General features: G+C 41.6%; 27 protein-coding genes and 1 tRNA gene. 20 read left to right on the top strand and 8 right to left on the bottom strand.

Annotated features, from left to right (window positions below; all coding sequences use genetic code 11):
* Window positions 1–380: 380 nt before the first annotated feature.
* Together AC3WTL_RS07190 and lexA are read right to left on the bottom strand one after the other, a co-directional pair.
* Window positions 381–665, bottom strand: coding sequence for a DUF4257 domain-containing protein (locus AC3WTL_RS07190; protein ID WP_009330566.1), 285 nt, complete (start codon window positions 663–665; stop codon window positions 381–383).
* 283 nt (window positions 666–948) lie between these two features.
* Complete coding sequence (lexA, locus tag AC3WTL_RS07185) at window positions 949–1,572, bottom strand: transcriptional repressor LexA (protein WP_048008928.1); 624 nt, start codon at window positions 1,570–1,572, stop codon at window positions 949–951.
* Between the two features lie 155 nt (window positions 1,573–1,727).
* Here lexA and yneA point away from each other — a divergent pair, with 155 nt between their 5' ends.
* The 9 genes from yneA to AC3WTL_RS07140 all read left to right on the top strand — a co-directional run bounded on the left by yneA (window position 1,728) and on the right by AC3WTL_RS07140 (window position 10,563).
* Window positions 1,728–2,060, top strand: coding sequence for a cell division suppressor protein YneA (gene yneA / locus AC3WTL_RS07180; RefSeq protein ID WP_394583708.1), 333 nt, complete (start codon window positions 1,728–1,730; stop codon window positions 2,058–2,060).
* 9 nt (window positions 2,061–2,069) lie between these two features.
* Complete coding sequence (locus tag AC3WTL_RS07175) at window positions 2,070–2,717, top strand: YneB family resolvase-like protein (RefSeq protein WP_492369258.1); 648 nt, start codon at window positions 2,070–2,072, stop codon at window positions 2,715–2,717.
* Window positions 2,718–2,861: 144 nt separating this feature from the next.
* The gene (locus tag AC3WTL_RS07170; protein WP_009330562.1) at window positions 2,862–3,095 is read left to right on the top strand and encodes a DUF896 domain-containing protein; all 234 of its coding nucleotides are present in this window, start codon (window positions 2,862–2,864) and stop codon (window positions 3,093–3,095) included.
* Between the two features lie 223 nt (window positions 3,096–3,318).
* A complete protein-coding gene (gene tkt, locus AC3WTL_RS07165) occupies window positions 3,319–5,325 on the top strand; it encodes a transketolase (protein WP_404358835.1) in 2,007 nt (668 codons plus the stop codon).
* Between the two features lie 269 nt (window positions 5,326–5,594).
* Window positions 5,595–6,032, top strand: a complete 438-nt coding sequence (gene sirA, locus AC3WTL_RS07160) for a sporulation inhibitor of replication protein SirA (RefSeq protein ID WP_048008923.1) — start codon at window positions 5,595–5,597, stop codon at window positions 6,030–6,032.
* An 86-nt stretch (window positions 6,033–6,118) separates the two neighbouring features.
* On the top strand, window positions 6,119–6,334 hold the full coding sequence (locus AC3WTL_RS07155; RefSeq protein ID WP_009330559.1) for a YneF family protein: 216 nt from the start codon (window positions 6,119–6,121) through the stop codon (window positions 6,332–6,334).
* A 134-nt stretch (window positions 6,335–6,468) separates the two neighbouring features.
* On the top strand, window positions 6,469–6,909 hold the full coding sequence (locus AC3WTL_RS07150; protein ID WP_492369257.1) for a DUF6376 family protein: 441 nt from the start codon (window positions 6,469–6,471) through the stop codon (window positions 6,907–6,909).
* 107 nt (window positions 6,910–7,016) lie between these two features.
* Complete coding sequence (locus AC3WTL_RS07145; protein WP_492369256.1) at window positions 7,017–8,765, top strand: ABC transporter transmembrane domain-containing protein; 1,749 nt, start codon at window positions 7,017–7,019, stop codon at window positions 8,763–8,765.
* Between the two features lie 4 nt (window positions 8,766–8,769).
* On the top strand, window positions 8,770–10,563 hold the full coding sequence (locus AC3WTL_RS07140; RefSeq protein WP_492369255.1) for an ABC transporter ATP-binding protein: 1,794 nt from the start codon (window positions 8,770–8,772) through the stop codon (window positions 10,561–10,563).
* Window positions 10,564–10,602: 39 nt separating this feature from the next.
* Here AC3WTL_RS07140 and AC3WTL_RS07135 read toward each other — a convergent pair whose 3' ends face one another.
* A complete protein-coding gene (locus tag AC3WTL_RS07135) occupies window positions 10,603–11,364 on the bottom strand; it encodes an MBL fold metallo-hydrolase (RefSeq protein WP_492369254.1) in 762 nt (253 codons plus the stop codon).
* A gap of 118 nt (window positions 11,365–11,482) precedes the next feature.
* On the opposite strand from AC3WTL_RS07135, the gene AC3WTL_RS07130 reads away from it, so the two are divergent.
* The gene (locus AC3WTL_RS07130; protein WP_248346985.1) at window positions 11,483–11,890 is read left to right on the top strand and encodes an Lrp/AsnC family transcriptional regulator; all 408 of its coding nucleotides are present in this window, start codon (window positions 11,483–11,485) and stop codon (window positions 11,888–11,890) included.
* Between the two features lie 61 nt (window positions 11,891–11,951).
* Here AC3WTL_RS07130 and AC3WTL_RS07125 read toward each other — a convergent pair whose 3' ends face one another.
* Entirely contained in the window at window positions 11,952–12,122 is a 171-nt protein-coding gene (locus AC3WTL_RS07125; RefSeq protein ID WP_048009069.1) for an aspartyl-phosphate phosphatase Spo0E family protein, read from the bottom strand.
* Between the two features lie 316 nt (window positions 12,123–12,438).
* On the opposite strand from AC3WTL_RS07125, the gene AC3WTL_RS07120 reads away from it, so the two are divergent.
* The 3 genes from AC3WTL_RS07120 to AC3WTL_RS07110 all read left to right on the top strand — a co-directional run bounded on the left by AC3WTL_RS07120 (window position 12,439) and on the right by AC3WTL_RS07110 (window position 14,425).
* Window positions 12,439–13,146 carry a cytochrome c biogenesis CcdA family protein gene (locus tag AC3WTL_RS07120; RefSeq protein ID WP_222496926.1) on the top strand — a complete coding sequence of 236 codons (708 nt, stop codon included), beginning with the start codon at window positions 12,439–12,441 and terminating at the stop codon, window positions 13,144–13,146.
* A gap of 278 nt (window positions 13,147–13,424) precedes the next feature.
* Complete coding sequence (locus AC3WTL_RS07115) at window positions 13,425–13,784, top strand: response regulator (protein WP_282956688.1); 360 nt, start codon at window positions 13,425–13,427, stop codon at window positions 13,782–13,784.
* Window positions 13,785–13,936: 152 nt separating this feature from the next.
* The gene (locus AC3WTL_RS07110) at window positions 13,937–14,425 is read left to right on the top strand and encodes a CcdC family protein (protein WP_197214921.1); all 489 of its coding nucleotides are present in this window, start codon (window positions 13,937–13,939) and stop codon (window positions 14,423–14,425) included.
* A gap of 49 nt (window positions 14,426–14,474) precedes the next feature.
* On the opposite strand, the gene AC3WTL_RS07105 is transcribed toward AC3WTL_RS07110, so the two are convergent.
* Together AC3WTL_RS07105 and AC3WTL_RS07100 are read right to left on the bottom strand one after the other, a co-directional pair.
* The gene (locus AC3WTL_RS07105) at window positions 14,475–14,969 is read right to left on the bottom strand and encodes a DinB family protein (RefSeq protein ID WP_222496924.1); all 495 of its coding nucleotides are present in this window, start codon (window positions 14,967–14,969) and stop codon (window positions 14,475–14,477) included.
* Between the two features lie 112 nt (window positions 14,970–15,081).
* Window positions 15,082–15,507: a DUF2621 domain-containing protein gene (locus tag AC3WTL_RS07100; RefSeq protein WP_048008916.1), complete on the bottom strand. Its 426-nt coding sequence runs from the start codon at window positions 15,505–15,507 to the stop codon at window positions 15,082–15,084.
* 124 nt (window positions 15,508–15,631) lie between these two features.
* On the opposite strand from AC3WTL_RS07100, the gene AC3WTL_RS07095 reads away from it, so the two are divergent.
* Together AC3WTL_RS07095 and AC3WTL_RS07090 are read left to right on the top strand one after the other, a co-directional pair.
* Window positions 15,632–15,728: transfer RNA gene (locus AC3WTL_RS07095), tRNA-Sec, on the top strand.
* A 181-nt stretch (window positions 15,729–15,909) separates the two neighbouring features.
* Window positions 15,910–16,404 (top strand): YehS family protein, encoded by a 495-nt coding sequence (locus AC3WTL_RS07090; RefSeq protein ID WP_222496923.1) that lies wholly within the window; start codon window positions 15,910–15,912, stop codon window positions 16,402–16,404.
* A 143-nt stretch (window positions 16,405–16,547) separates the two neighbouring features.
* Here AC3WTL_RS07090 and AC3WTL_RS07085 read toward each other — a convergent pair whose 3' ends face one another.
* A complete protein-coding gene (locus tag AC3WTL_RS07085; RefSeq protein ID WP_222496922.1) occupies window positions 16,548–17,513 on the bottom strand; it encodes a helix-turn-helix transcriptional regulator in 966 nt (321 codons plus the stop codon).
* A gap of 94 nt (window positions 17,514–17,607) precedes the next feature.
* On the opposite strand from AC3WTL_RS07085, the gene AC3WTL_RS07080 reads away from it, so the two are divergent.
* Together AC3WTL_RS07080 and AC3WTL_RS07075 are read left to right on the top strand one after the other, a co-directional pair.
* Window positions 17,608–18,519, top strand: a complete 912-nt coding sequence (locus AC3WTL_RS07080) for an SDR family oxidoreductase (RefSeq protein WP_492369253.1) — start codon at window positions 17,608–17,610, stop codon at window positions 18,517–18,519.
* Between the two features lie 163 nt (window positions 18,520–18,682).
* Window positions 18,683–20,728 carry a DUF4179 domain-containing protein gene (locus AC3WTL_RS07075; RefSeq protein ID WP_492369252.1) on the top strand — a complete coding sequence of 682 codons (2,046 nt, stop codon included), beginning with the start codon at window positions 18,683–18,685 and terminating at the stop codon, window positions 20,726–20,728.
* Between the two features lie 17 nt (window positions 20,729–20,745).
* Here AC3WTL_RS07075 and AC3WTL_RS07070 read toward each other — a convergent pair whose 3' ends face one another.
* The gene (locus tag AC3WTL_RS07070) at window positions 20,746–21,444 is read right to left on the bottom strand and encodes a FadR/GntR family transcriptional regulator (protein ID WP_222496916.1); all 699 of its coding nucleotides are present in this window, start codon (window positions 21,442–21,444) and stop codon (window positions 20,746–20,748) included.
* Window positions 21,445–21,643: 199 nt separating this feature from the next.
* On the opposite strand from AC3WTL_RS07070, the gene AC3WTL_RS07065 reads away from it, so the two are divergent.
* The 3 genes from AC3WTL_RS07065 to glpT all read left to right on the top strand — a co-directional run bounded on the left by AC3WTL_RS07065 (window position 21,644) and on the right by glpT (window position 25,640).
* Window positions 21,644–23,035 carry an FAD-binding oxidoreductase gene (locus AC3WTL_RS07065; RefSeq protein ID WP_492369251.1) on the top strand — a complete coding sequence of 464 codons (1,392 nt, stop codon included), beginning with the start codon at window positions 21,644–21,646 and terminating at the stop codon, window positions 23,033–23,035.
* Between the two features lie 4 nt (window positions 23,036–23,039).
* On the top strand, window positions 23,040–24,014 hold the full coding sequence (locus AC3WTL_RS07060) for a bile acid:sodium symporter family protein (protein WP_492369250.1): 975 nt from the start codon (window positions 23,040–23,042) through the stop codon (window positions 24,012–24,014).
* 258 nt (window positions 24,015–24,272) lie between these two features.
* Window positions 24,273–25,640, top strand: a complete 1,368-nt coding sequence (glpT, locus tag AC3WTL_RS07055) for a glycerol-3-phosphate transporter (RefSeq protein ID WP_248346994.1) — start codon at window positions 24,273–24,275, stop codon at window positions 25,638–25,640.
* Window positions 25,641–25,672: the final 32 nt, after the last annotated feature.

Genomic DNA, 25,672 nt, shown 5'->3' with positions numbered 1-25,672 from the left:
TTTCTTCAGTAATTTCCTCAAAAGTGCTCCATAAAACTCTGCAAGCTTTTCTAATTTGTTCTTCCTGGGAAAACTCTTAGTCAATTCCCAATAGCCGATAGTAATATAATGAACCCCGATAGCTTTAGCTGAGAGTGTAGTAATTGTGGGATGAAGAAGTCAATTTAATAATTAGTTTTTTAGTTTGCTTAAAAATGCAAAGCCAGAGGGTTGTTCCGTACGCAAGTGCATCCATGGGAGCGCGAGCAGTACCTGAGCATGTACTAAGAAAATATGAAAACCCCTGGCTGATAAAGTCAGGGGTTTTTAATGTAAAAAATGCAAAAACCCCGTTTCCAAATGAACGAGGTTTTAACCAATTTCTATTTCTCTGCATCTCTCTATTCTTTGTGTCTTATTTTTAAGAAATCGAGACATGTCAGCAGTGCATCTCCTCCAAATCCTGCAATCACCGCCAGTAGAACTACCTTTAAGGCAGAGTCAGGATCTGAAGATACGACCAAAAAAACAGCCGCTAAAGCCCCCATAATTACCTCTTCAAAGACCCCCAGATAGATGAATTTTTTTGTCCTTCTGGGTTTAACCATTTTGCCTTCTTTCCGAATATGTCCAACGACACCGACCAGCCCACCAATCAACAAAGCGAAGGTAATGTTCAAAAACATTTTTTCTTCACACTCCTAAAGTCGAGATTTTGGACAAGCGACCTTAGGTTGATTCTCGGTGTATTACCATTATATAGAAAGTAACTATAAAATAACATGCATAAAAATACCGAATTTTCTGAATAATAAATTAGTCATACATGACTGTAACCTTATGCTAAAAGAAAAGTATCAGTGACTTTCGTAGGATTTAACTGATAGTACCAGGTAATAAGAACTGATAACCTTCTTAAAAATGGAAAAAACAAAAAGCAGGCAGAGGTGCCTGCTTTTTAATAATCTATTAGTGCATATGACGGTAAACGCCTATAACCTTGCCAAGAATAGAAACATTGCGGAGGATAATTGGTTCCATTGTCGAGTTTTCCGGCTGCAGACGGATAAAGTCTTTTTCTTTAAAGAATCTTTTGACAGTTGCTTCATCTTCCTCTGTCATGGCCACCACGATATCCCCATTATTGGCAGTGCTCTGCTGTTTGACAATTACATAATCTCCATCAAGTATTCCTGCTTCAATCATACTTTCGCCCATGATTTCAAGCATGAAAACATGCTCGTCAGCAGGTGCCATTCTTTCCGGAAGAGGGAAGTATTCTTCAACATTTTCAATTGCCGTTATCGGCTGCCCTGCAGTTACTTTACCGACGATCGGAACGTTGACTGCACTGACCTTGGGAATGTTAGAAGCCTCGTCCAAATCTAAAATCTCAATGGCGCGAGGTTTAGTTGGATCTCTACGGATAAGCCCTTTGCTTTCAAGCCTGGCCAGGTGACCGTGAACGGTCGAGCTTGAAGCAAGGCCCACTGCTTCCCCGATTTCTCTTACAGAAGGGGGATATCCTCTTAATTTAACTTCTTCTTTTATGAACTCCAATATGTCTTGCTGCCTTTTTGATAATTTCACCATCTTTACGCACCTCGTATGTGTTTTGTTGTCTCAATTATAGCATCAATTACCATATGATACAAACATAAGTTCGAATTTATATTGACACAAAACAAATGTTCGGTCTATAATGAAATCAACACATACGAACATACATTCTTTCGAGGTGGTATATTATGCTGAAAAAATTGTGGAAATCATATTCTTATGCTATTATTCTCTTCGTTTTAAGCTTGGCAGCATCGTTTATAATGCTTGTGCAGATAGAAACACCTGATACGGAAAAGTTTGTGAAAGTCACTGTTGCAGAAGGTGATTCTTTATGGGGGATTGCTGAAAACTTTTCTTCTGAGCATTCTCTGACAACAGATCAATTTATAAATTGGGTAGAACGAAATAATGGGATAGCGGCAGGAAGGATTTTTCCGGGTGATGAAATTGTTATTCCAGTAAAAGCCCTGGATGACCAGCCATATAAAGAGCTTGCGAGTTCAGACCTTAACAAATAAGGAGAAATTATGAAAGCAATAATTTACTGCAGAGTTAGTACAACAAAGGATACTCAGGAAACGTCCCTTTCAAGACAGGAAGAAGAGCTTTTGAACCTGGCAGAAAAGCATGACTTTGAAGTAGTCAAGGTCATCCGCGAACAGGCTAGCGGATACGATCTCGAAAGAGACGGTATATTGGAACTTTTAGACTTAATTAAAAAAAAGGATATTAAGGTTGTTCTCATCCAGGATGAAACCAGGCTGGGGAGGGGAAATGCCAAGATTGCGATTCTCCATTGCATCTTTAAAGAAGAAGCCCAATTATACAGCATTTCTAATAACGGCAAGCTGGAGCTTTCGGAATCAGATTCGATGGTGCTTAGCATTGTAGGGATGGTAGAGGAGTATCAGAGAAAGCTGCATAACATCAAAATCAGACGCGGCATGCAAAGGGCTGTTGATAAAGGATACAGGCCCGAGAAAAACCTAAGTAATCAGGGTGCAAATGGCGGCAGGGAAAGAATAGAAGTGCCAATAGAGGAAATTGTCCGGCTGAGGAAAAACGAGTTAACATTTGCTGAAATTGCTGCGACGCTTAAGGGGTTTGGCTATAATATTTCCAAAGCAACTGTCCATAGAAGGTATAAAGAACATATTGATTCACATGCTGAGTAGAGCACTTTTCTTGTCAAAAGTGCTCATTTTTAGTATGATGGCATTTGAGTTTCAGTATTGTTCCATATCTGAAGCTGCTGTATAAAAAAAACTTCCATCAGAATTATTCAAAGGTAAACTTTTGATATAAAGGAGCTTTAATATATGCTGCCAAAACAAAAACTTGCCCGAATTAATGAACTGGCAAAGAAGGCCAAGGAATCCGGATTAACAGAAGCAGAAGCGAAAGAGCAGACTTCTCTCCGCAAAGAGTATTTGGAGACTTTCCGCTCCGGCATGTTAAACACGCTGAAGGGCGTTACAATCGTTGACCCGAAAGGGAACGATGTAACTCCGAAAAAACTGAAAGAATTCCAAAATAAAAACCGCCTTCACTAATAATATAATTGCAAGGGATACACTGCGCTGTATTCCTTCTTTTAATAGAGGAGATGGCAATACTGACTATCTCCGCTTTTTTTACATATGCCGGATCTTTTTGTGTCAATATAGTAACAAACCGGCTTTTTTTGTCCCTTATCTGACCCTATTGGTTGTGAAAAAAAGGGACACCCGATAATATTAAAAGAGTGAAGAATTACTACTCGAAAGGATGTATTGAATGTTTAATCACACAGATGAACTCTCTATCAGTTCCATTCGCACTTTATCAATTGACGCCATTGAAAAGGCGAACTCCGGCCATCCGGGCATGCCAATGGGAGCTGCTCCAATGGCTTATACACTTTGGACACGCTTCATGAACCACAATCCGAAAAATCCAGAATGGTTCAACCGTGACCGTTTTGTTCTTTCTGCCGGACATGGCTCTATGCTTTTATACAGCCTTCTTCATCTTTCCGGCTATGATGTTTCCATGAATGACATTAAAGAGTTCAGACAGTGGGGAAGCAAGACGCCTGGTCACCCTGAATTCGGCCATACACCTGGTGTTGACGCAACAACAGGCCCATTAGGACAAGGTATTGCTATGGCTGTCGGTATGGCTATGGCTGAACGCCACCTGGCTGCAACATACAATAAAGACAACTTCAATGTTGTTGATCATTATACATACAGCATCTGCGGTGACGGAGACCTTATGGAAGGCGTTTCGGCTGAAGCTGCTTCCCTTGCCGGCCACTTGAAGCTGGGCAGATTGGTTGTTCTTTATGATTCAAATGATATCTCACTTGATGGAGACCTTGATAAGTCTTTCTCTGAAAGTGTTGAACAGCGCTTCAAGTCTTACGGCTGGCAGTACATCCGTGTAGAAGACGGCAATGATCTTCACGAAATCGCAAAAGCAATTGAAGAAGCGAAACAGGATGAAAGCCGCCCGACAATGATTGAAGTGAAAACAGTCATCGGCTATGGTTCTCCAAACAAATCAGGCAAATCTGATGTTCACGGCGCTCCTCTTGGTGCTGATGAATTGAAATTAACAAAAGAAGCTTATAAATGGACATTTGAAGAAGACTTCCATGTGCCACAGGAAGTATATGATCACTTTAAGCAGCAAGTTGTTGAAAACGGTTCGAAAAAGCAGCAGGAATGGGAAGACCTTTTTGCTCAATACAAGGAATCCCATCCTGAGTTAGGGAAACAGCTAGAGCAGGCGATCAATGGTGAGCTTGCTGAAGGCTGGGATAAAGACATCCCTGTTTATGAAGAAGGAAAGAGCCTTGCCAGCCGCGCTTCTTCCGGAGAAGTGCTAAATGCTATCGCTCAGAACCTGCCTTCATTCTTTGGGGGATCTGCAGACCTTGCAGGCTCTAACAAAACAATGATAAAAGGGACGGGTGACTTTACGGCTGAATCATTTGATGGCCGCAACATCTGGTTCGGTGTACGTGAATTTGCAATGGGTGCTGCATTGAATGGAATGGCGCTTCACGGCGGATTAAAAGTATTCGGCGGAACATTCTTCGTGTTCTCTGATTACCTGCGCCCGGCGATCCGTCTGGCTGCACTTATGAACTTGCCTGTTACGTATGTGTTCACACATGACAGCATCGCTGTCGGTGAAGATGGCCCAACGCATGAGCCTGTAGAACAGCTTGCAGCATTGCGTGCAATGCCAAACCTTTCTGTTGTCCGTCCTGCTGATGGCAATGAAACAGCAGCAGCTTGGAAAACAGCAATCGAATCAACAAATAAGCCGACTGCATTAGTATTGACTCGTCAAAACCTTCCTACATTAAAAGGAACGGATTCAGCGGCATACGAAGGCGTTCAAAAAGGCGGATATGTTGTTTCTCCAGCTTCTAACAGCAATGCGGATGTATTATTGCTTGCTGCAGGATCTGAAGTTAGCCTCGCAGTTGAAGCTCAAAAAGCGCTTGAAGGCGAAGGCATCCATGCATCTGTAGTAAGCATGCCTGCCTGGGATCGCTTCGAGGCTCAATCAAAAGAGTACAAAGAAAGCGTAATTCCTAAGACAGTCAAAAAACGTCTTGCCATTGAAATGGGATCTTCACTTGGATGGCACCGTTATGCAGGAGATGAAGGCGATGTTCTTGCCATCGATACCTTCGGCGCATCTGCACCAGGTGAGAAGATAATGGAAGAATACGGATTCACAGTTGATAACGTTGTAGCACGCGTAAAAGCATTGCTGCAGGGATAATATTAATTGACGAGGGAGAGCTGAGAGGCTCTTCCTTTTTTGTGTGATGTGTTTCAAAAAAAGGATTACATTTCAGTAAAACCGGGAAATTGACATAGTAAATAGTTTGATCAGCTAATTTAGCAGTTCTTCCACCAAGAATCCTCATAATCAACTGAATTCTTCGCTTTCGACAAAATTAGTGAAAGTTTTTAACATCTTCAGACACATTCCTTGAATTCGTTTACTTATAATTGAAAGAAATGGATTGTCCCGGAAGGAGGGGCCAGATGAGAGCTTATCAATTGTATTTAATAGAAGATGAATTTGCGTCCCATTATTTTGGCAGAGAGCGGATGTTTTTTCAGCTTTTTGAAGAGTATGAGCGTTCGTCAGGTGAAATGAAGGCTATTCTATCGAAGCAAATTGATTTTGTGACTAAGCCAATCCCGGGTTTAAAAGTGCATCAATATATCCACCAGCAGCTCCAGAGAAAAAAAGACTTTATCATAGAAAAAAGTGCATACTATATAGAGATGAGTAAAAGAAGCAGGGCTAAGCTTGAAGTTTTTGAACGGAGTCTGGTTTTAGAAGCGGCCGGCAGCTATGAGGCAGAGACAGTTTTTTTCGAAGTGCTGCGAAAAAGCGAGTCTTCCTTTCTGGCTGTTGACCTCCAGCATAAGCGCTATGGGTGGCTAAAACCGATAAAAGAGAGAAAGTTCGTCTAAAATAAGAGAAAAACTGAAGCAAATATTGTATAATAACCTTTGGTCTAGTACACTGTATGATAGACAACATGAAGGAGGAAGTTAGTATGGGTATGTACATTCTAGTTGGTGTACTGGCGCTTCTTGCCGGTGTAGCACTAGGATTTTTCATTGCTCGAAAATATATGATGAGCTACCTAGAGAAAAATCCGCCAATTAATGAACAAATGCTTAAAATGATGATGATGCAAATGGGCATGAAGCCATCTCAAAAGAAGATCAACCAAATGATGAATGCCATGAACAAGCAGACTGGCAAGTAATCAGGGACAAGCATCCCATCGGAAACCACTTTTCTGTTACAATACAAGGAAGGTGGTTTTTTTATATCCAAAATGAAACCTTCTTTTATACAGACCGTATATATACTATGACAAATCATGAAAGGAACGAGCAAATGAAAAAAGTAATTCTAATAGGGCTCCTTACCGTTTCTATGTTATTAAGCGGCTGTTCCGTTCTGGGTGAAGTGAATAATTCCATTGACTATGTTAATGAAGCGACTGAGCATATCAATACATTAAGCGACTTTGCTGAAGAGGCGCCGCAAATGATTCAGGAGGCGGCAGCGGATCCTGCATTGAAGCAGGAACTTGAAGGAAGATTGTTGACACTTAAGCAGGAAGTTGAAGAATTTATCGCCCTTCAGGATATCCCGAAGCTGGCAGAAGATGTTCATCAGGAGCTGGTGACCCAGAATGAAGCGCTTCTGGCTGAAATCAATAAAGTATTGGAGAACGGCAACCTTGCTCTGGATCAGCTGGAGAACTCAGAGCTGTTTACTACCATTAATGAGGCAACAAGCCTAATAAACCGAATAGAAGCATTAGGTCAATAAAGCATCCAAATGGGTGCTTTTTTTCTTGTGAGAAAAAATCTTCCTTATTTTCTTAATATTTGTTAAACTATTTAAGCTATTATGTATTGGATTTCGGGGGATGGGGTATGAAGGTTTTTTTTGATTTGATGTGGTTTTTTAAACAGGAGAAAAAGGCTTATGTAAACGGGATTATTCTGCTGCTATTTGTGGCAATGCTTCAGCTGGTTCCACCAAAGGTGGTCGGCATTGTGGTCGACTCCATTAAAAATGGTGAGCTGACTGCAAAAGCATTATTAATGTGGATAGGACTACTTGCTGTTACAGCCCTCATGATGTATGTGCTCCGCTATTATTGGCGCATCATGATTTTCGGATCAGCCGTTAAGTTGTCCAAACTCCTGCGCAACAGGCTTTATCAGCATTTTACGAATATGTCACAGTCCTTCTACCAGAAAAAGCGGGTGGGGGACTTGATGGCCCATGCGACAAATGATCTGCAGGCGATTCAGCAGACGGCTGGAGCTGGGGTCCTAACCTTTGTCGATTCACTGGCGACAGGCGGCTTCGTTATAATCGCCATGGCGGCAACAATCAGCTGGAAGCTGACGCTGATCTGTTTGATTCCGATGCCCTTCATGGCACTTCTTACCAGCTGGTATGGAACACTTCTTCATAAACGGTTCCATAAAGCACAGGAGGCTTTTTCTTCACTGAATGACAAAACTCAGGAAAGTGTTTCAGGAATTAAAGTGATAAAAACATTCGGCCAGGAAAAAGAAGATATTGAAGATTTCCGGAGGCAGTCTGAAGATGTAGTGCAAAAGAACATCTCTGTTGCAAAGGTTGATTCTTTATTTGATCCGACGATCAGCATTATTGTAGGGATTTCTTTCTTCCTGTCTATTGCATTTGGATCAAGATATGTTATCGCAGGAGAGCTGACAATCGGGCAGCTGGTATCATTTACAACTTACTTGGGTCTCCTTATTTGGCCAATGCTCGCTTTTGGCTGGCTGTTCAACATTGTCGAGAGAGGCCGAGCCTCTTATGATCGAGTTTCTGCTCTTCTTGCAGAAGAAATCGATATAAAGGATGATGAGACCGGCATCAATGAAGTTCCAAGCGGTGATATTGAGTACAGGATTGAGGAATTCGCCTATCCTAGTGAACAGGAAGCGCTGCTTAAGGATATTCATTTTAGACTGGAAAGAGGAGAGACTCTCGGCGTAGCAGGTAAAACGGGTGCTGGCAAAACCACACTGCTGAAGCTATTGCTCCGTGAGTTTGAAGGCTATAAAGGGGAAATTCTTTTTGCCGGACATCCAATAAATCGCTATAAAATCGAAAAACTGAGGGAAGCGATTGGTTATGTCCCACAGGAGCACTTCCTGTTCTCGGCCACCGTTGCGGAAAATATCGCTTTCACGAGGCCGGATGCAGACCTTGAAGATATTTATGCGGCAGCAAAACTGGCCAATATCCATGAAGATATTCTCGAGTTCACAGATGGCTATAAAACCGTTGTGGGTGAAAGAGGGGTCTCGCTTTCTGGAGGGCAGAAGCAGCGTATTTCCATTGCAAGGGCCCTTGTGATGAATCCTGAAGTATTGATTTTGGATGACTCCCTTTCTGCTGTTGATGCGAAAACAGAGGAAGCGATCCTCACTTCATTACGTGGTGAGCGGGCAGGCAAGACAACGATCATAACAGCTCACAGGCTGAGCGCCATTCAGCATGCGAATCTCATATTGGTGCTGGATGAAGGGAAAATTGTTCAGCAGGGATCACATAATGAACTGATGGATGAAGAAGGCTGGTATAAGAATATGTATCTGCGCCAGCAGCTGGAAGAGCTTGTGGAGCATGGGGGATAAGACGATGGAAAAGACACCGATTATGAAGGGGAAAGAGCAGCGGAAGGTCCTTTTCCGGCTGCTTTCCTATACAAAACCGCATAAGAAAACAATTATACTTGCCTTCAGTCTGCTTCTGTTAACTACGGTTGGTGACATCCTGGGGCCGATTCTTGTTAAAATTTTTATTGATGATTTTTTAACACCAAGGAACCTGGTTTTCGAGCCGTTATTTGCCCTTGGTGCAGCCTATCTGGGCATTCAGATCATGAATGTGCTGGTATCGTATTTTCAGCTGCTGAAATTTCAGGAAATAGCACTGAAAATCATTCAGCAGCTGCGTGTGGATGTTTTTTCAAAAGTTCAGTCACTGGGCTTGAAATACTTTGATAAAACGCCTGCCGGAAGCATTGTATCAAGGGTTACCAATGATACAGAGGCGATTAAAGATATGTTTGTCAGTGTCCTGGTTACCTTCATTCAGGGTGCCTTCCTGCTGACAGGGATATTTGTAGCGATGTTTATCCTGAATGTGAAGCTGGCTTTATTCTGCCTGGTGATTCTCCCGATTCTTTTTATGATCATTCGTACGTACCGTAAATACAGTTCAGTATTTTATAAGGACTTAAGGGAAAGGCTGAGCCAGCTAAATGCTAAGCTGAGTGAATCACTGCAGGGAATGTCCATCATCCAGGTATTCAGGCAGGAAAAAAGGCTGCGGAAGGAATTTGGCGATATCAATGAGCAGCATTATCAAGCAGGTATGCGCAATATCAAAATGGATGGGCTGCTGTTAAGGCCTGCCATCGACCTTGTGTATGTACTGGCCCTTATTATTGTATTGAGCTTCTTTGGCATTTCTTCCTTTAACAATCCGATCGAAATCGGTGTGCTGTATGCCTTTGTCAGCTATCTTGACCGCTTCTTTGAGCCTGTGAATCAGATCATGATGAGGCTTTCCATGTATCAGCAGGCAATCATTGCCGCTTCAAGAGCGTTTGCGCTGCTGGACGAAAAGGAACTTGCCCCAGCACAGGAGGACTGCAATTCTGCTGAAATCAGCGAGGGAGAGATTGAGTTCAGGAACATCAGCTTCTCCTATGACGGCAAAAGGGATGTTTTGAAAAATATCTCATTTTCTGCCAAACCGGGTGAAACCGTTGCTCTCGTAGGCCATACCGGCAGCGGCAAAAGCTCTATCATTAATTTAATGATGCGATTCTATGAATATGAACGCGGTGATATACTCATTGACGGAAGAAGCATTAAGTCCTACCCAGCAGAAGAATTGCGCACAAAAATGGGGCTTGTCCTTCAGGATCCTTTCCTTTTTTACGGGACGATTAAGGATAACATCATGCTGCACAATGAAAGCATGACAGATGCTGAGATTAAAGCTGCGGCTCAGTTTGTTCAGGCTCATACTTTCATAGAAAAGTTGGAAGACGGTTATGACCATCCTGTGGTGGAGAGGGGATCGACTTTTTCAAGCGGGCAAAGACAGCTCATTGCTTTTGCAAGAACGGTCGCTGCCAAACCGAAAATTCTTGTGCTGGATGAAGCAACAGCTAATATTGATACTGAAACAGAAGAAGCTATTCAGACAGCACTGGAAGAAATGAGAAAGGGCCGCACAACAATTGCGATTGCTCATCGCTTGTCTACCATACAGGATGCTGAACTGATTCTCGTTCTTCATCAGGGGGAAATAGTAGAGAGAGGAACGCACCAGGAATTGCTGGCAAAGCGGGGTTTGTATCATAAAATGTATCTGTTGCAGAATGGAACTTCTGAAAAAGTGGAGGATGCAGTAGGGTAATAGAAAAGACGTGTGAATGGCCACACGTCTTTTCGTCTATTAAAAGGAGTAAGATTCTCCATCTTCAGGCACTAATAGTTGATCGGAAAAGCCTTTGTCTTTACTATAGCTATTTAACTCTTCTTTTGATAGTGTCCAATGGTTGACTGCCTCCATATGGACAGAAATAATCTTGGCATCCGGGGCAGCTTTGGAAACTTCATAAATATCCTCTTTCCCCATAACAAGCGAGCCGCCTTCAAGAAACTGGTTATCTCCGCCATTTACAACAATGACTTCAGGTCTGTGTTTTTTAATGACTTCCTGAACAGCATCATACCAAACTGTATCTCCTGCTACATAAAGTGTTTTTTCGCTGTGATGTTTGAAGACCACTCCACAAACGAGACCGGCCAGTTTTAAAATTTCCCCCCTGCCATGTTCGCCCTTTGTTTTTATTAGTTGGATATCTCCAAAAACAGTATTCTCATGGAGGACTTCAATATTATTAAAACCTGTATTTTTTACTTCAGCAGCATCTTCTTCATTTTGAACAAACATTTTAATGTCCTTTGGCAATGCCTGTTTGGCTGCATCATCAAAGTGGTCTAAATGCAGGTGGGTGACAATAACAGCATCCACATTATGAATAATTTCATCAATGGAGGCTGGAAGCTCTGTTAAAGGATTGTTTTGATCTTGTCTTAATGAATTTGGAAAAGGCGGGTAAGTCCCTTTTTCGGATAAAAAGGGATCAATTAAAAACTTTTTCCCTGCATAATTGACAACGAGTGTAGCGTTGCGGATTTGCTGTATAATCATATAAATGTACTCCTTTTCTTTGATTTACCTATAGTTTATACTAAGACCCATTGGTACTTACATAGATAAAATCAAGTCTTTTTGCCGTTTAACTTGAAAAGTGAAAGGAGTTGAAAAAATGCTGGATCACACGGATCAGCGTATTTTGGAGGAACTCTCCAAAAACAGCCGGATCACCATGAAGGAGCTGGGAGAGAAAGTCCATTTAACTGGCCAGGCAGCCGCATCAAGAGTGGCAAAATTAGAAGATCAGGGCGTAATTGAGGGATACACAATCAAAGTGAACCAGGAGAAATTAGGGTATTCCATCCATGCTTTTATTACGGTTATTACTCAAAGTATGAATCATCAGCCGTATCTGACCTTCGTAAAAACACAGCAGGAAATCATACATAATTTTAAAATCAGCGGGGATGGCTGTTATATACTTGAATGCAAATTTCAGTCTAATGGTCGGTTAGATCAATTTTTAACAGACTTGAATAAGCATGCAAATTATAAATTATCGATTGTTATTAATAAATAACTGCTTAGAACCATAGGAACGAAATGTAAAAAACAGCCTGCATTGGTTGCATGGCTGTTTCTTAATGTGTCTGCACTTTTTTAATGAAGCTTCGGTTATATTCATTTAATAGGGCATCCAATTCCTGGCTGTATCGGATTGCTGCGGCAGAGCTTAAGCCGCTTTTCATGGCCACTTGAATTAACTCTGTTCTTTTTTGTTCGATTAATGTAAGCAGTTCCTGTTTACACACGGCCAATAATTCCTCTCTGATCATTTCTTATATGTAGGCTATACTCTGCCAATTTGAATCCATGTCAAAAGCTGAAAGATAATAACAGAATTTGTTAAGATCTATACTAGTATATCGAATTATGGTAATAAATTCAAAAGAAACTTGTTTTAAACTTTAGTAACATTTACATTAAAATTACATGTTCCAGGTTGAAAATTAATATGAATTTTAGTAGCAGCTGGTGACACAAAATGTTCACATACTATCCATTATCTTTTCTGGATGGGATTTGTTAGAATGAAATTGGAATGAATGAGTATCAGGAGTTGTGACTATGACAGATTTGAATGTATTTATTGCATTAGGGGCAGGGTTTTTAAGCTTTGTTTCACCTTGCTGCCTGCCATTATATCCGGCATTTTTATCGTATATCACCGGAATGTCTGTAGGGGAGATTAAAGAAGAAAATGCGATGATGCAGAGAAGGAGCATGCTTCATACACTATTTTTCCTGATCGGATTTTCGGCCATTTTTATCGCTATTGGGTTTGGAACTACCTTGCTTGGTCAATTCTTTCAGCAATACCAGGATTTAATCAGGCAAATTGGCGCCATCTTTGTATTTATATTTGGATTATTAATTGTAGGCATTATTAAGCCCGAATTTCTTATGAAAGAAAGGCGGTTTGAATTTAAGAATCGTCCATCGGGCCTTCTGGGATCTGTTTTGATCGGAATGGCATTCGCTGCAGGCTGGACCCCATGTACAGGTCCAATATTAGGGGCGGTCTGGTCATTAGCGGTCACAAATCCTAATTCTGCAATGGTTTACATGATTGCCTATATTCTTGGCTTTGCTATTCCATTCTTTGTTCTTTCCTTCTTCCTAGGGAAAATGCAATGGATTAGGCGAAACAGCGCCAAGATTATGAAAATCGGCGGTGTGCTGATGATGATCATGGGTGTAGTTTTATTCTTTGACTGGATGACAAAAATCATTATCTTCCTTTCACCGTTATTTGGCGGATTTACTGGTTTCTAAGAGCATGGGCACATTCAAGTTAGGAATGTGTCTTTTTTATGTTATAAGGAAAAAGGGCTATGACAGGTGGTCGAAATTTGTCATATTCTTTCAATTGAAATATATCTGATAGTTCGATATATTGAAATATGTGTTCTTACGGAGTGGAATTTTGTATCTCTCTAAAGGAATGATTTTTTTCTGCCAGATGTTTTAATAAATGTTATTTGGGTATTTTTTACTATGTATGTAGTATAATAGAGATATAGCTTCCAATGCACTACAAGGGGGAAACAGCGGTGGCGAGAATTTTAATAGTTGATGATGCGAAGTTTATGAGGGTTACGCTGAGCAGCATTCTGAAAAAAGCCGACCATGAAATTGTGGGAGAAGGGGAAAACGGAAAGGAAGCCGTGGACCTATTCTTAAATCTGAAGCCAGATCTGGTGATGATGGATATTACGATGCCAGAAATGAGCGGGCTCGAGGCTGTCCGGGAAATTAAGAGGGACAACCCTAATGCAAAGGTTATCATGTGTTCAGCCATGGGCCAGCAGAAGGTAGTGGTTGAATCCATTGAAGCTGGCGCGAAGGATTTTATTATAAAACCATTTGATGAAGGCCGTGTACTTGAAGCGGTAAATCGGGTATTAAGTTAAGAGCTGACTCGGGGTACCTTGGACATACGGATGTGTCCGGGTATCAGCTGGAGTGGCTTTTTTTGATGAACTTTTATCCTTCTGAGTACCTTAATTAAGCTTATTAAGATATAATATGGTTAGTAATCAAATGAAATAGAGGATGAAATCGAATGGACTTTGTATTAATTTCATCAATCGGTGCCGTATTTATGGCAATCTTCGCTATGTTCATCCGCATGAAGGCTGCAAAAAAGCCGGCTTCGGCCAAGAAAATTATCTTGCCGCCGATTTTTATGAGCACAGGTGCTTTTATGTTTACCGTTCCTTATTTTCGTGTTACTCCATTGGAGATTCTGGAAGCGGCCACAGTTGGATTGCTGTTTTCCATGCTTTTAATTAAAACATCCTCATTTGAAATCAGGGACAGCGAAATTTATCTGAAGCGCTCCAAAGCATTTGCTTTTATATTAATAGGGTTGCTTGTAATCCGCATCATTGGAAAAATAGCTCTTAGCTCAACAATCGACTATGGTCAGCTGAGCGGCATGTTCTGGATTCTCGCATTTTCGATGATTGTACCGTGGAGAATTGCCATGTATATGAATTATCGGAAGCTTCATCACGACCTGAACGGATCGGGGAATCCCAAAACAACTTAATAGATTGAAAGCCGCCGGGTATTGCGTTCGGCGGCTTTTGCATGGATATTTAATGGACTCCATTTTTGGGGTCCCATAGTCCATACATTTTCCGGATTTCTACGATTTGGCCAATGTGATAGGCGTTGTGGATGGTTAAGTTCGAAATGACAGACGACCAGGATTCGATCGGTTCCTTATAGGCGGAGGAGAGAAGCTTTTCTTCACTGCATTCTTCCAGGGCTTTAATCCACTCAGTCAAGACGTTTTGAAGAGCTTTTATAGCAGAATGCCAATCCTCTTCAGTAACGGATTCATTGGTGCTGAATGTTTCGTCATTGGCGACATGGGTTTGGGAGAGCGGCAATTCTTTGAATCTGGTTAGATAGCGGTCATTCCAGAAGGTAAGGTGGGTAACGATCTGCCAAATGGAATTACCGGTTCCTGACTTGTAGGATGCTTCTTTTGCTGATAATCCTCCGATGGCAGGTGATAGCGGGACAAACCAATTGGGCTGGTCGAGGCAGGCGGATAGCTGTTTTAATAAGACTTCTTTTGTAGTCATTGGATTACTCCTTTATGAATAGAGTTACTCTCCATTTCTATTCAATAAAGGTGGTGAGTATCCTTCTTAAAGTCGGAAAAAATAAAAAACCATTCCGGCGTTCCGAAATGGCTTAGAATAAATGTTCATAGGGCGTGATACTTATCTGTTTTTCTGTCAATTTCTTGCGCAGAAATTTGTGGTCACGTTTCGGTGTGGCTAGAATATAGCCTCGAATCAGAAGATCCTGATCAATTTGATCTGCCTTTTCATTTACAGCAAGTTCTCCAATTTTACCGGCAATCTTCATTCTTGCAACATCCCTGAACAGTTCCGGAACCGGACTTACCAGATCCTCCAACAGATCCTTCTCTCTCTGCTGCCACAGATGCCGCGTTTCATTGACATAATGCTCTTCCCAATCCAAATCCGATTTGCCATCTTCTTTCGGCATGCGCTTTAAAAATTTGCGAAACATAAAAAAGCCGCCAATCGCAAAGAACGAAATCAGAATGACAACCCAGAACAATATAAAATACATAAACCAACCTTCTAGCATTTTCCTTCACCTACACACATATTTTCCTGTTCTTATTATAAGCCTTGTCCCGTGAAACGACAAGAAAGGAGGCATAAGTCTTGAAAGCAGCACCATTTGCCCTTATAATAGGAAGAGTCTTTACGGGGCTGATTGGGGTGCTGGTGCCCTCCACGGTCTTCAAAACCGCTTGTGACCTGCGTGCCAGGTTAGCTGGGTTCGATTCCCAGGCGGTCCCGCCAACTATACATATGATTTCCGCATAGTGGGATGCTGTGCGGCTTTTTTGTGCCATTCATATATTTCTCTTTAGGCAATCAGAAGATAATTGTTTCTGTTTTCTATGTATTATGAGGCTATTGTGATGATAGACTGAAGATAGTTAAGCAGCAAAGAGCATCAAATTAGGAGGAAATGAAAATCATGGATAATAATGATATATTAATTCGTTTGAGATACGCGTTAGAAATCAAAAATAGTGAAATGGCTGAGATCTTTAAACTTGGAGGAGAGGAAGTGTCCGTGCCAGAGGTGGTAAGGATCCTCAAAAAGTCTGATGAGGAAGAAGAAAATGACGGACAAATAAAATTGACAAATAGTATGTTAAATTCTTTTTTAAATGGTTTTATTATCTATAAGAGAGGTAGACAGGAGCCAAAACCAGGTCAAACAAATACGCCAGAACCGACCATTGAAAATTATTCAAACATAAACAATATCCTTTTAAAGAAAATCAAAATCGCCCTGTCCTTAACGACAGAGGACATGATAGATGTATTCAAAAAAGCTGGATTAAACGTATCAAAAGGAGAGCTCGGAGCTTTTTTAAGAAAAGAAGGGCATAAAAATTATAAAGTTTGCTTAGACAATTTTGCCAGAAACTTCTTAAAAGGACTAACGATCAAGTATAGAGGATAAGGCAAGATAGGTTTAAAGTCCTTAAATGTACCCTGATCCATTAACAAAACCGAGCCCAAGAAATGATTGAGGCCCGGTTTTGAAATAATGGGACTCAGTCTCGGGAAATGCGCTGGTCATCCAGAGAAATCTTTTCTCTGCTATTACTCATTTTCCTTATACAAATCAATAACACCCTCAGCCATCTCCCTCACACTTTTTCTTAGGAAAATAGGGCATACAATCTTAATCTGATTCCCAAACCCAAGAATATACTCTCTTGCCTCTTGTTCGGTATCAAAGCTAAGGCTTACAGGAATCCATCCATTTTCCTTAGGCGAATCCGTGTGAAGTACCTGAACAAATCGGCCAGTAAAATTAATCCGCTGAAGAATGGCTGGTGAAATCTCCGCTTCCACCTCAAATTTAGGCAGGCTGCTAATGAATGTCTGCTTCGATTCCTGCCAATAGTCAGCGAGATCAAAGTCATTCGGCCTGCTGAAGTTCTCAGTAATCATCACGGCATCAATTATTCTGGAAACTCGGTAGGTTTTTATCTTTGCATCAGAAGCAGCTATAAGATACCAAGTGTTCCCTTTGGCGACCAGTCCTAGCGGCTCAACTATTCTTTCGCTTGTCTGTTTATCTGCTTTTTCGTATTGAATCTGAAGTTTTTTCTCCTCCCAAACCGCCTGCTGGACGATTCCAAAAGACTTCAATTCCCGTGGTGTTTCCCTCCACGTGCTGGTATCGATATGAATTCGGTTGGAAATGTCCTTCACACTTTCTTTTAGTGGGACAGGAATAGCAGCCAGAAGTTTCTGTCGTGCTTCTTTCCAATCATTGCTGATGCCAAGGTCTGCAAGGTGCTCAAAGGAGGGGGAGAGAAGCAGTGTTTTGATTTCAGCAGCTTTTAATCCGGTAAGATTTGTTCTGTAATTCTCAAGCAGTTTCCAGCCGCCGAATTTTCCTCGTTCAGCCAGAACAGGGATGCCAGCAGCGCTCAAGGCTTCCATATCCCGGTGTATGGTTCGCTCCGTTACTTCTAATTCTTTTGCCAATTCCCTCGAGGTCATTCTTTCGTTATTTTGAAGCAATAGTACGATCGCAATGAGTCTGTCTGCGCGCAATCTGTTCACCCCTGAAAAAAAGTTTTAAATATGACATTAGATGTCAACATTAATGATTATAGTATACATATAACACAAAAGGGGGCAGATCTGAATGACATCATTAAAAGGGAAGGTGGCACTTGTGGCCGGCGGAACACGGGGAGCTGGCCGCGGCATCGCCATGGAACTCGGTGCAGCAGGGGCGACGGTGTATGTTACAGGCCGTACAACGCGAAATCAGATATCGGAATATGGACGAAAGGAAACCATTGAAGATACAGCTGAATTGGTAAATGAGCTGGGCGGAACTGGAATAGCTGTTCAAGTGGATCATCTTATACCGGATCAGGTGCAGTCATTGATTGAAAAGATTGAGAAAGAACAGGGCAGGCTGGATATCCTCGTTAATGATATATGGGGAGGCGAAAATTTGATTGAATGGGACATTCCTGTCTGGGAGCATTCCATGGAAAAGGGAATGAGAATGCTTCGTCTGGCGATTGATACTCATATTATCACAAGTCATTATGCCCTTCCGCTTCTGATCAGAAACAAAGGGGGATTAGTAGTCGAAGTAACGGACGGAACAGAAGAGTATAATCAAGATCGCTACCGGGTGTCTCTGTATTATGACTTGGCCAAAAGCTCTGTCATCCGTATGGCCAAAGCATTGGCCCATGAACTTTCACCTTATGATTGCACCGCGGTTGCTGTTTCACCCGGATGGATGCGTTCTGAAATTATGCTCGAGGTGTTTGGGGTCACAGAGGAGAATTGGAAGGATGCCACCGAAAAGGAGCCTCATTTTGTGATATCTGAGACACCAAGGTATATAGGACGGGCAATTAGTGCCATTGCAAAAGATCCTGAAAAAAAACGATTGAACGGCGGATCCTTTTCAAGCGGGGAGCTGGCGAAAATGTATCATTTTCATGATTTGGATGGTTCTCAGCCGGAGGCTTTCAGATATTTGGTTGAGGTCCAGGAGCCGGGGAAGCCTGCCAATGCTGAGGGATATAGATAGCTTTTCATTGGGAAAACTCCTTTGCAGGACTCTGCAAAAGGAGTTTTTTATTTGTTTCAGGGAATATGACTTTCTTATCCAAATTTTGGTGAATAATATCACTTTAAACGTTATAATAAAACCAAGTAAACTACTAATTAGGCGCATAGAGGGGAGAAAGGTCTTGATCATCCCAGCTAAAAATAAACCCGTTTTACCCTTGACGATAAGTGTAAAAGAAATAGAATCCATTGTTGAATGGTTCGATCAGCATCAGCGATCCCTCTATATAATCGGCTGGTCCTATCTGGGGAGCCAACTCAAAATTGAGGAGCTTTTTTATCGTGCTATTTTACAGGTGCATAAGGAGCTGTCAAAGTTTACAAGAAGCACATCTTTTGAACTGCGGGTTTTATCTATTTTTATACGTATCTGCCGGGAGCTTTCTATTGAAAATAGTTTAATAGCTTCAGAGGAAAGAGTATTTAATGCACTGCAGCAGTTAAAAGAGCAGGAAAGAGAAGTGCTGGTCTTAACCTATATAAAAGGAATCTCCAGAGAGGACACTGCACAGCTTCTCCAATTGTCATCTGAACAGATAAAGGAGTTTTTATTTTCAGGGTTCCAATTGCTCAGAAAAGGATTGGGAAATGGAGAGGACTATCAGGGCTGCATTGAATACCAAAAGCTTTACGTAAATTACCTGGAAAGAAAACTGGAACGGCCGCGGAAAATCGATTTTGAAATGCATATCTATCATTGCCATAACTGCCAGGATGATCTGGCATCTCTGCAGGAAACCATCTTGAACTTCTCTGAAACCATTGAGACATTCAGCGTACCCGCAGATTTCATGGAAAACGTAAAAGAACGAGTCTCACAAAGGGAAAATTCTATTAAGCTGAGGAAGAAGAAAAGCAAAAGAATTGGATTTATTTCAGCAAGTGTCTTCGTCTTATTCATGTGTACAGGTTTCTTCACCGGGATATTTCCAAAAATCTATTACTCATTGACGGAAGAAAATCAGGAGCTGCGCGTTTTTCTTCAGGAGGATTTAGGTGAAAGGCTGGGGCTGGAAGCTGAAAGCAATGGGGTTAAAATAAAAATTAAGAGTGTGATTGCTGATGAGATTCAAACTCTTATTTTTTATGTAATAGAAGATATCAATGACAACAATCAATATATGATTAACATTGATGATGGCATTTTTATTGAGGACGAAATGAAAATAATGGTGGCAAATACCTATCCTATGTACATTCCGCCAGATATGGAGTCAGATCTTAATAAAAAGGAAAAGAACATTTATCATGGGAAAATGAGTCTGAGGCCGCTGAAAGAAAATAAAGCCACCATTCAGCTAAATATAAATAAGGTTTTGAAATTAAAACGAAACTCCTCAGATTCATATGTGAATATGGAACCGGAAGAAGGGGATTGGAAATTTGACATTCCTGTTACAAAAAAACCCTCTGTCGAGTATGCATTGAATGAAGAAGTTGAAATTGAGGGGACAGCAGTCTTGATTGATAAATTAATCCTTGCTCCAACAGGGACAATTCTGCAATATGGACTCAAAAATGAACAGCCGGAAAAGAGGATCGACATGATCGATTTCGAAAATTTAGAAATTAATAATAAAGTTGCTGAAGCTGATTTATACGGGAACTCATACGTACATGCACAGAATGATTTGAGATGGAGCAAGTTTCAGGCTCATTTTAAACCTCTATTTGAAAAAGAAACCGATGAAGTGAAAGTTCGATTCGATAGTGTTTATTTGTCAATTGTAGACAATAAAACGATTGCCCTTGATGCTTCCAGGGAATATCCGCAAACCTTTGAATATGCGGGCAGTACCATCTCAATAGATAAGGTGGAAATGGGTCAGTCTGCTACTGTTGTTTTCAGTAATCACGAAATAAAGAATCGGGCGTATGAATCACTTCATTACAATATAGTGACTGAAGAAGGTGATGATTCCTCAATGGAAATGGATCATGAAGGAATTATTGTTGATAAAAATGGAAAAGAATACGATATGAAAAAGATTACGCCAAAAATATACGAAGTAATGGGACAGCCCCGTCACTTCTTTACTGTTCAAAGTACAAAGATACATGGCAAGAAAGTAACTCCTAAGTCACTGGAGATTTATGGGTATAGCACGACCAAATATTTAGACGATGAAATAGAGCTGGAAACTGAGCTGATAGAAGCAGGTACCTGATTGGTGTCTGCTTGTTTTTATAAAATCATCGACTCCACCAGTTCCGCCCTGATTTTCGTAATATGCCCCTCCATCAATTCCTTTGCTCTATCTCCATCTCCAGAGGCAATAGCCAGATAAATTTCCTTATGTTCTTCCATTGTATCCTCGTAACGGGCCGGATCCTTAAAGCGATGATTCTGTGTAGCCTTAATCGTATCTTCCATATGTCCCCTCAGGGTATGTATCAAGTCTATGAAGATCGAATTATGGGTGGCCTCGGCAATCCCAATGTGAAAGTCAAGGTCGGCTTTTAACCCTAATTCTGGGTCCTGCTTGGACAGAGCCATATGATTCAAAGCTATCCGCAGCTTCTCAAGGTCTGCCGGGGTGGCTCTTTTGGCTGCAAGGAAGGAGGATTCAGCTTCCAGTGCACGCCTCAGTTCAAGCATTTCATATACCAGCGGGTTTTCTGCTTTGACAGCTGTGATGATCTCTTCTTTGCTTGATTTGATCTCAGCGACTTTAACGTAGCTTCCGCCTCCCTGGCGGATATCGATGAGCCCGTTCAGTTCCAGGGTTCTGAGGGCCTCTCTGATGGTTGTCCGGCTGACATTGAATTGAACTGCCAATTCTCTTTCTGAAGGCAGCCGTTCACCTGGTTTAAGATTTCCTCCCAAATAGCATTCTATCAATTTATCTGCTAAAACCAGATAGGTCTTTTTTTTCTCTGCCATTCCCCGTACCCTCTTTTCAAAATAGGCCTTTCTTACTTTCCTAAATGTAACAGACCTAAAATCTATTAATCAATACTATAAAAATAATAAAATAAATAATTGAATTCTTCTGATAAGTTAGTATAATTAATTTAACTTGTTGGACCAATTATAACATTGGTTTGACCAAATTCCCCGAATAAGAAAGAAGGAGTATAGGATGGAAACAGCGAGTATGAGCCTCCTGCAGGCTTTAAGAGAGTTTCTTACTGAGCAGCAGGTGACAGAAAATCAGACAGTAAGAGAATTGCATGGCAGGGATGAATCATACCATATGGAGAGTCTTCCTGACCTGGTTGTTTTTCCGGAAACGGCCCAGCAGGTCAGTGAAATTGTGAAGCTGGCAAACAAATATAAAGTTCCAATTGTTCCTTTTGGACTGGGATCCAGTCTTGAGGGGCATGTGATACCGTACGAACATGGAATTACGATTGATTTTTCGCTTATGAATAAAGTTCTGGAAGTACGTGAGAATGACTTTCTTGTTAGGGTACAGCCTGGCGTGACCCGCATGCAGCTAAACAAGGAATTGAAAAAATATGGACTATTTTTTTCTGTGGATCCAGGAGCGGATGCTACGCTTGGCGGAATGGCGGCAACGAATGCCAGCGGAACTACTTCTGTGAAATATGGAGTCATGCGTGATCAGGTTCGTGATCTGGAAGTGGTACTTGCTGATGGGTCGATCATACATACAGGCAATTTAGCTGCTAAATCCTCATCCGGATACCATTTGAATGGTTTATTCGTTGGTTCTGAGGGGACGCTTGGCTGCTTTACAGAACTGACATTAAGAGTATATGGTATTCCGGAGCATGTGACGGCGGCAAGAGCTTCTTTTCCTTCATTAAACGATGCGGTTGAAGCGGTTGTTTCCATTTTACAGGCAGGTGTTCCGATTGCCAGGGTTGAGCTTGTCGATGAACCATCCATGAAGCAGGTGAACCTGTTCAGTGAAACGAACTATAACGAAAGTCCAACACTCTTTTTGGAGTTTCACGGCAATGAAGCCGGTTTGAAGCAGGATGTCGCGTTCACAAGAGAAATAGTCGAAGACCATCACTGTCTCGATATTGAATTTGAAACCGATAATGCAGCAAGAAATCGCTTATGGGAGGCCAGGCATAACCTTGCCTATGCTTATATCCATGGCCATCCCGGAAAGAAAATGATGGTGACGGATGTTTGTCTGCCGATTTCAGAACTTTCTGGCGCTATCAGCCATGCGAGGGAAGCGGTCGATACACTGGGACTTCCTGGAGGAATCGTCGGACATGTGGGGGATGGAAATTACCATACCCTCCTGATGATTGATATGAGTAATTCCGAAGAGGTGGCAAAAGCTGAAAAGTTCAATGAACAAATTGTCCTCTATGCTCTCGAACGGGGCGGTACATGTACGGGTGAGCATGGTGTAGGGGTAGGCAAGCAGAAGTATCAGCAAAAAGAACATGGTCTGGCGCTTCAGGTTATGGAAAAAATCAAAAATGCCCTTGATCCGGATAACCTGTTTAATCCAAATAAAATCTTAAAGACAAAAGAAGGAGCGTGATGATATGAAGGTATTAGAAGCGGTCAGTACCATTGCAGGGAAATATTTTGCCGTGTGGGTTTTCTTAACATCGGTTATTGCTTTTATGTTTCCAGACCCATTTTTAGGGTTGGGAGGCTTTATCACCATCCTTCTCGGTGTCGTCATGTTTGGAATGGGGCTTACACTTAAGGCAGTGGATTTTAAAATCATTTTTACTAAACCGCTGCCTGTGTTAATCGGTGTTTGTGCACAGTTCATTATCATGCCGCTTGTCGCTTTCGTCATTGCGAAACTTTTGAATTTGCCGGCAGAATTGGCAGCGGGACTTGTTTTGCTCGGATGTGTACCAGGGGGAACTGCCTCTAACGTTATGGTGTATCTGGCAAAGGGAAATGTACCATTGTCCATCGCCATGACTTCCGTTTCAACTTTACTGGCGCCAATCATGACACCGCTGCTTCTCCTGCTGCTTGCGGGACAGTGGATGCCGGTTGATGCTGTTGCCATGTTTATGTCTATTGTCCAGGTTATCATTGTTCCAATTGTTCTAGGTCTGGCAATCAAGAAATTCTTCCCTGTGGCTGTAGAAAAAAGCTTGACTGTTTTACCGCTTATTTCGGTAGCGGCGATTATCACGATTGTGGCTGCAGTCGTTTCAGGCAATTCGGCAACCATTGCCGCATCTGGGCTTCTGATTTTTACAGCCGTCATGCTGCATAATGGATTCGGCCTCCTGCTTGGCTACTTTGCAGGAAAAGTGCTTGGCCAGGATGAAGTAAACCGGAGAGCGATTGCCATTGAAGTTGGCATGCAGAACTCAGGTCTTGGCGTTGCGCTTGCGACTGCCCACTTTGGTCCATTGGCAGCACTTCCAAGCGTGCTGGCTGCTGCCTGGCATAACATTTCAGGGCCGATTCTGGCGACTTATTGGTCAAAGAAGCCTGTTGTACAAAGTGAAGAGGATAAGTCAGTTCGGCCTGTTGAAGTGAAGTTGTAGGAATGATTTTTGGTGCGTGCTTTAGCCAGTGTGAAGTAGGACTGACAAAAGCACGCATCTTGTTGTACTGTATGATCATATTAATTTCTATTGACAACGTTTACAAATAATACTAGAATTGTCACAGACAAGTTAACTATGGTGGAGAAACGGAGAACCCATGCTTTTTGGCACTTTCATTCCTGAAAGTGTTATTAAAGTATGGGTTTTGTTTTTTTTGTTAATTTTGTTGTTAAATTTACCCAAGGGGGAACTCATATGTTCAAATTGTTCAAGCCTGCACCCCCAATCGAGAGATTACCTGAGAACCAAATTGATTCTGAGTACAAAAAACTCAGATTTCAAGTTTTTCTAGGGATTTTCATTGGCTATGCAGCGTATTATTTGATCAGGAAAAACTTCTCATTAGCTATGCCATATCTGACTGAAGAAGGTTTTTCTAAAACGGAACTGGGCTTTGCGCTTTCCGCTATTTCTATTTCCTATGGCATCAGTAAATTTGTCATGGGGACTTTTTCAGACAGAAGCAATCCAAGAATGTTTCTTCCTGCAGGATTAATTCTTTCGGGAATCATTTCTTTATTGATGGGCTTTGTACCATTCTTTACTTCGTCTGTTGCTATTATGTTTATTATGCTTTTCTTGAATGGCTGGTTTCAGGGTATGGGCTGGCCTCCATCTGGCCGAGTCCTTGTGCACTGGTTCAGCATCAATGAAAGAGGAAACAAAACAGCTATATGGAATGTAGCCCATAATGTCGGCGGGGGGCTTATGGCACCTCTTGCTGTGGCAGGAGCCGCAATGTTTGCAGGCATAGCCGGAAGTTCTTCAACAGGCTATGAAGGTGTTTTTATTTTACCCGCACTTATAGCCATTGTTATTGCTTTCGTGGCATACTTCCTTATTCGCGATACTCCACAGTCGGCTGGACTTCCATCCATTGAAGAATATCGTAATGATTACCCAAGTAAAACAAAGAAAACTTTTGAAACAGAATTAACAACAAAAGAGATTCTATTCAAATATGTTTTAAATAATAAGTGGGTTTGGGCCATTGCTATTGCGAATATTTTCGTTTATTTCGTCCGATATGGCGTTCTGGATTGGGCACCGACTTATTTGAGCGAAGAAAAAGGCTTTGATATGAGCAAATCCAGCGTAGCCTATTTTCTGTATGAGTGGGCGGGTATACCAGGAACACTATTATGCGGCTGGATCTCTGATAAATTTTTTAAAGGTCGCCGAGGTCCTGCAGGTTTCGTGTTTATGCTGGGAGTATTAATCGCCGTTCTTGTGTACTGGTTTAATCCAGCAGGTAATCCAATGATCGATATGATCTGTTTAATTGCTATTGGCTTCCTTATTTATGGACCAGTAATGCTTATCGGCCTTCAGGCACTTGATTTCGTTCCGAAAAAGGCTGCCGGTACTGCAGCAGGATTAACCGGTTTGTTTGGTTATCTTGGAGGTACTGTAACAGCTAATGCGTTAATGGGTGTTATTGTAGATGCATCTGGATGGGATGCAGGATTCATGCTCTTAACCGCATCTTGTGTACTTGCAGCCCTCATTTTTGCAGTTACATGGAATGTAAGGGGACAAGAAGTAATAAAAAATCAGCATTAATACAAAAGAAGCTGCTCGAAATTTTGAGCAGT

This window comes from Cytobacillus sp. EB106-05-05-XG126, assembly GCF_058791715.1.
The sequence above is the reverse complement of the archived record's forward strand: the minus strand, read 5'-3'. Positions and strand labels throughout refer to the sequence as shown.

What these genes read in the sequence shown, in the direction of transcription:
- AC3WTL_RS07190 (WP_009330566.1), bottom strand. Translation starts at nt 665, where the DNA reads ATGTTTTTGAACATTACCTTCGCTTTGTTGATTGGTGGGCTGGTCGGT.
- lexA (WP_048008928.1), bottom strand. Translation starts at nt 1,572, where the DNA reads ATGGTGAAATTATCAAAAAGGCAGCAAGACATATTGGAGTTCATAAAA.
- yneA (WP_394583708.1), top strand. Translation starts at nt 1,728, where the DNA reads ATGCTGAAAAAATTGTGGAAATCATATTCTTATGCTATTATTCTCTTC.
- AC3WTL_RS07175 (WP_492369258.1), top strand. Translation starts at nt 2,070, where the DNA reads ATGAAAGCAATAATTTACTGCAGAGTTAGTACAACAAAGGATACTCAG.
- AC3WTL_RS07170 (WP_009330562.1), top strand. Translation starts at nt 2,862, where the DNA reads ATGCTGCCAAAACAAAAACTTGCCCGAATTAATGAACTGGCAAAGAAG.
- tkt (WP_404358835.1), top strand. Translation starts at nt 3,319, where the DNA reads ATGTTTAATCACACAGATGAACTCTCTATCAGTTCCATTCGCACTTTA.
- sirA (WP_048008923.1), top strand. Translation starts at nt 5,595, where the DNA reads ATGAGAGCTTATCAATTGTATTTAATAGAAGATGAATTTGCGTCCCAT.
- AC3WTL_RS07155 (WP_009330559.1), top strand. Translation starts at nt 6,119, where the DNA reads ATGGGTATGTACATTCTAGTTGGTGTACTGGCGCTTCTTGCCGGTGTA.
- AC3WTL_RS07150 (WP_492369257.1), top strand. Translation starts at nt 6,469, where the DNA reads ATGAAAAAAGTAATTCTAATAGGGCTCCTTACCGTTTCTATGTTATTA.
- AC3WTL_RS07145 (WP_492369256.1), top strand. Translation starts at nt 7,017, where the DNA reads ATGAAGGTTTTTTTTGATTTGATGTGGTTTTTTAAACAGGAGAAAAAG.
- AC3WTL_RS07140 (WP_492369255.1), top strand. Translation starts at nt 8,770, where the DNA reads ATGGAAAAGACACCGATTATGAAGGGGAAAGAGCAGCGGAAGGTCCTT.
- AC3WTL_RS07135 (WP_492369254.1), bottom strand. Translation starts at nt 11,364, where the DNA reads ATGATTATACAGCAAATCCGCAACGCTACACTCGTTGTCAATTATGCA.
- AC3WTL_RS07130 (WP_248346985.1), top strand. Translation starts at nt 11,483, where the DNA reads ATGCTGGATCACACGGATCAGCGTATTTTGGAGGAACTCTCCAAAAAC.
- AC3WTL_RS07120 (WP_222496926.1), top strand. Translation starts at nt 12,439, where the DNA reads ATGACAGATTTGAATGTATTTATTGCATTAGGGGCAGGGTTTTTAAGC.
- AC3WTL_RS07110 (WP_197214921.1), top strand. Translation starts at nt 13,937, where the DNA reads ATGGACTTTGTATTAATTTCATCAATCGGTGCCGTATTTATGGCAATC.
- AC3WTL_RS07105 (WP_222496924.1), bottom strand. Translation starts at nt 14,969, where the DNA reads ATGACTACAAAAGAAGTCTTATTAAAACAGCTATCCGCCTGCCTCGAC.
- AC3WTL_RS07100 (WP_048008916.1), bottom strand. Translation starts at nt 15,507, where the DNA reads ATGCTAGAAGGTTGGTTTATGTATTTTATATTGTTCTGGGTTGTCATT.
- AC3WTL_RS07090 (WP_222496923.1), top strand. Translation starts at nt 15,910, where the DNA reads ATGGATAATAATGATATATTAATTCGTTTGAGATACGCGTTAGAAATC.
- AC3WTL_RS07080 (WP_492369253.1), top strand. Translation starts at nt 17,608, where the DNA reads ATGACATCATTAAAAGGGAAGGTGGCACTTGTGGCCGGCGGAACACGG.
- AC3WTL_RS07070 (WP_222496916.1), bottom strand. Translation starts at nt 21,444, where the DNA reads ATGGCAGAGAAAAAAAAGACCTATCTGGTTTTAGCAGATAAATTGATA.
- AC3WTL_RS07065 (WP_492369251.1), top strand. Translation starts at nt 21,644, where the DNA reads ATGGAAACAGCGAGTATGAGCCTCCTGCAGGCTTTAAGAGAGTTTCTT.
- AC3WTL_RS07060 (WP_492369250.1), top strand. Translation starts at nt 23,040, where the DNA reads ATGAAGGTATTAGAAGCGGTCAGTACCATTGCAGGGAAATATTTTGCC.
- glpT (WP_248346994.1), top strand. Translation starts at nt 24,273, where the DNA reads ATGTTCAAATTGTTCAAGCCTGCACCCCCAATCGAGAGATTACCTGAG.